Origin of the sequence: Microbacterium sp. (genome assembly GCF_035554235.1) — a bacterium.
Classification (GTDB): domain Bacteria; phylum Actinomycetota; class Actinomycetes; order Actinomycetales; family Microbacteriaceae; genus Microbacterium.
Genome location: NZ_DATMIO010000210.1, coordinates 1 through 3,794, shown reverse-complemented (window position 1 = coordinate 3,794; position 3,794 = coordinate 1). Strand labels below are relative to the sequence as shown.

Genomic DNA, 3,794 nt, shown 5'->3' with positions numbered 1-3,794 from the left:
CTGGCTGCCACCGACCCGATCGGGGACTATCTCGCCGCGCTGGATCTGCTCGAGAGCGTCTCTGCCGGCGTCGATGTCGTGATCCCGGGCCACGGCTCGGTCGGGGGAGCGGACGAGCTGCGCGCACGCATAGCTCAGGATCGTGCGTACGTCGGTGCTTTGCGCGAGGGGCGGGAGCCCATCGACCAGCGAATCGGTCCGTCGCCCAAGCCCGGCTGGGAGTGGGTGCGCGACGTTCACGCCGGCCAACGTGATCGACTTCAGGCGTAGCTCGCGTCGGGGAGGGGCAGCTCCTCTCGGCCACGGAGCCCTTGGCTCCGGTCAGCGCCGCGATCGTCCGAAGGGCCCGACCCTCTCAGTCCTTTTTCCGCGGCTGGGGGCCGACGCCCTCGGGGATGCCTGCGTACGGGGTCGGCTTGTAGACGAGTTTCATCGTGCGGCCGTCGAGCACGGTCGATTCCAGCAGCTCAAGGTCGAATTCCGCCCCGTCGTGGAAGAGGGCCGCATGGCCCGCGCGCCCGGTGATCGCGGGAAACACCATGACCTCGATCCTGTCGACGAGGCCGGCGGCGAGCAGCGCGCGGTTCAGCGAAATGCTGCCGTGCGAACGCATCGGAACGTCGGTGGTGCGCTTCAGGCGTTCGATCGCGGTCACCGCGTCCTCATTGAGGACCGTCGAGTTCTCCCACTCGAGCGGCTCCTCGAGCGTGCTGGAGAACACGATCTTCGGCAGCGCGGTCAGGCTGTCGTAGTACGGCTCGTCGAAGATCTTGATGAACTCGCTGAACTCGCGGAACGTGGTCGCCCCGAAGACGAGCACCTGCTCCTGCTGGAAGGTGCGCACGCGATCTTCGATCAGCTCGGGGCCTTCCTTGCCCCAGTATCCGGTCCAGCCGTCGGCTGAGCCGTAGCCGTCGAGGCTCGAGAAGAAGTCGACAGTGAAGGTGGTGCTCATGGTGATCATCCTCGTGCGTTCGCGCCGCCTCCGGTAGGCGGCTTCACTGCTGCTACGAACACGACCGACCCGAATTCGACAGTTCCTCCGAAAATCATCCGTCGTCCTGCGCTGCCAGACTCCCTTCTCGAATTCAACCTGACATAATGTGCATTATCGGCGATCATCATGATCGGGGCGCAGCCCGGAAGAACCGGGTCCACGGCCCCGAGCACGATGGCAGGCGGATGAGGCGACCTCTGGCGCTGGAACCGTCTTCAGTGACGCTACAGTTTGCTTTGTGTCTCCGATCCTCGCCACCGAACCGGATCAGCGATGAGCGCACCGGGCACCCCGGCGACGGCCCGCGTCCCGTTCTGGATGCGGTCTCTGCCGCCTCTCGACACGACACGGCTCACTCACGACATCGACCGCGACGTCGTGATCGTCGGCGGGGGTTTGACCGGTCTCTGGACTGCTCACTACCTCCTCGAGGCCGACCGCACGCTGTCCATCGCCATGCTGGAGGCGACCCGCATCGGCCACGGCGCCTCTGGTCGCAACGGAGGATGGCTGTCGAACCTGATCCCGGGCCACGAGAGCAAGCTGACGAGCCGCTACGGCGAGCCCGCGGTCCGTCGATTCCGAGACGCGGTGCGCGGCAGCGTCGATGAGAGCATCAGCGTGGCCGAAGCACTCGGCATCGACGCCGACATCGTCAAGGGCGGCACGCTGAGTCTGGCCTTCCGGCCCGCCCAGGCGCGCCGGCAGAGGGAGAAGGTCGAACGCTCCGCGAAGGCCCATCCCGAGGACTCCCTGCAACTGCTCGGCGCGGCTGCGGTGCGGGAGCGTCTGAACGTGGCCGGCGTGCTGAGCGGTGTCTTCAACCCGCACGCGGCCCGCATCCATCCCGGCAAGCTCGTGCACGGACTCGCCGCCTCGCTCATCCGCCGCGGTGTGCAGATATACGAACACAGCCCGGTCGAGTACTTCGAACCCGGGGTCGCCGTGACCGCGGCCGGCCGCGCCGAAGCCACCTGGATCGTGCGGGCTACCGAGGGCTTCACCACGGCCTTGCAGGGCGGTAACCGCGAGTTCCTCTCGATGAACAGCTCGGTGATGATCACCAGGCCGCAATCGGATGCGTTCTGGAGCGACCTGGGCTGGTCCGGCCAGGAGCTCCTCAGTGACGCCGCGCACGACTACGTCTACGGGCAGCGCACCGCAGACGGCCGAATCGCGATCGGGGGCCGCGGGGTTCCGTACCGTTTCGGCAACGGCTTCGACCTCGAGCAGTCGACCCCCGCGTCTACTCTTCGCACCCTCACGCGCGCCCTCGAGACGATGTTCCCCGGCATCGACTCCACGCCCGACGACAGCTGGTCTGGAGTGCTCGGCGTGCCCCGGGACTGGAACGCGCGGGTCACCGTCGACCAGCGCTCGCGGATGATTGCCGCCGGTGGCTATGTCGGGCACGGAGTCGCCGCCACGAACCTCGCCGGACGTACTATCGCCGACCTTGTGACCGAGACCTCGAGCGGACTCCCGGACCTGCCCTGGGTAGGCCACCGGTCGCGCTCGTGGGAGCCGGAGCCGCTGCGCTGGATCGGTGCCCGTTCCATCTACCTGGGCTACCGGCTGGCCGACCGGAGCGAGGCGCGTTCCGCCTCCGCATCGACCTCCCGCTTCGCGGCGTTGTCGAACCTGGTCTCTGGCCGGCCGTGAAGCAGCCGCTCCGCCCTGCCCTAGGCTCGAAGGCATGAGATCGCGACGCCGCGACCGCGTCGTTTCGTCGCCGGTCTTCGTATTCCCCAGACGGATCCACACGTGCTCGGCGTCCTGACGGGCTTCGCGGTCGTCGGGCTCGCCATCGTCGTCGGCTACATCTTGGGCCGCATGAACCTGCTGGGTGAGCACTCTCGCTACGTCCTCAGCCGCCTGACGTTCTTCGTGCTCTCCCCCTTCCTGCTGTTCGTCGTGCTCGCGGGTGCCGATGTGCGCACCCTCTTCTCATCGCTGCTCCCCGTCTCTGGCATCGCAGCGGCCGTCGTCTTCGGCATCCAGGCTCTCTTCAGCGGTCTCGCGTGGCGACGCGGACTCGGCGACACGGTGATCGCAGCGCTCTCGAGCGGCATGGTGAACTCGAACAACATCGGCATCCCGATCTCGCTCTACCTGCTCGGCAACGCGGCCTATTCCGCACCGGTCATCCTCGTGCAGCTGCTGGTGTTCATGCCGGTCTCGCTCGCGCTGCTGGATGCCGCGACCTCGGGCGCGAAGTCCTTCGGGCGCATCATGCGGCAGACGCTGCGCAACCCGATGCTGATCGGGTCGGCGCTCGGTGTCGTGGTCTCGCTCTCGGGAGTGGAGCTGCCTCCGATCGCGCTCGACCCGCTGACCCTCATCGCGAATGCCTGTGTGCCGGTCATGCTGATCAGCTATGGGATATCGCTGCACGGACAGCGGGTGCTGAGATCGTCCGGACAGCGCCGCGACATCATGCTCGCCACAGGGTTGAAGCTCGTCGTCATGCCGGTCGTCGCGTGGGCTCTCGGCGCCCTGGTCTTCCACCTCTCCCCCGCCGAACTCTTCATCGTGGTCGTGCTCGCGAGCCTGCCGACCGCCCAGAATGTCTTCAATTACGCACAGCGGTACGACGTCGGCGAGACGATCGCCCGCGACACGATCTTCCTGACGACGATCGGCTGCATCCCCGTACTGCTGCTCGTGTCGCTGCTCCTGTCGTGACGTGAGTTGACGCGCCGCGTCGAAATGTGCCCCGTCGATGGCCGACTGGGCGTACGCTGGGGGCGCAACTTCACAGTAAGTTCACAGAAAGGCTCCTCATGTCCGCTGCAAA

The 3,794-nt window shown here is 66.8% G+C and carries 3 protein-coding genes and 1 pseudogene; 3 read left to right on the top strand and 1 reads right to left on the bottom strand.

All coding sequences use genetic code 11. The features are described from left to right. Positions 1-270: pseudogene (locus VNT50_RS10955) on the top strand (MBL fold metallo-hydrolase); the annotation flags it as partial. Positions 271-355: 85 nt separating this feature from the next. Here the strand turns inward: VNT50_RS10955 and VNT50_RS10950 are convergent. Next, positions 356-955: a dihydrofolate reductase family protein gene (locus tag VNT50_RS10950; protein ID WP_325485151.1), complete on the bottom strand. Its 600-nt coding sequence runs from the start codon at positions 953-955 to the stop codon at positions 356-358. Positions 956-1,270: 315 nt separating this feature from the next. On the opposite strand from VNT50_RS10950, the gene VNT50_RS10945 reads away from it, so the two are divergent. Next, the gene (locus VNT50_RS10945) at positions 1,271-2,659 is read left to right on the top strand and encodes an NAD(P)/FAD-dependent oxidoreductase (RefSeq protein WP_325485150.1); all 1,389 of its coding nucleotides are present in this window, start codon (positions 1,271-1,273) and stop codon (positions 2,657-2,659) included. Between the two features lie 102 nt (positions 2,660-2,761). Beyond that, positions 2,762-3,682 carry an AEC family transporter gene (locus VNT50_RS10940; protein WP_325485149.1) on the top strand — a complete coding sequence of 307 codons (921 nt, stop codon included), beginning with the start codon at positions 2,762-2,764 and terminating at the stop codon, positions 3,680-3,682. The last annotated feature ends 112 nt before the right edge of the window (positions 3,683-3,794 follow it).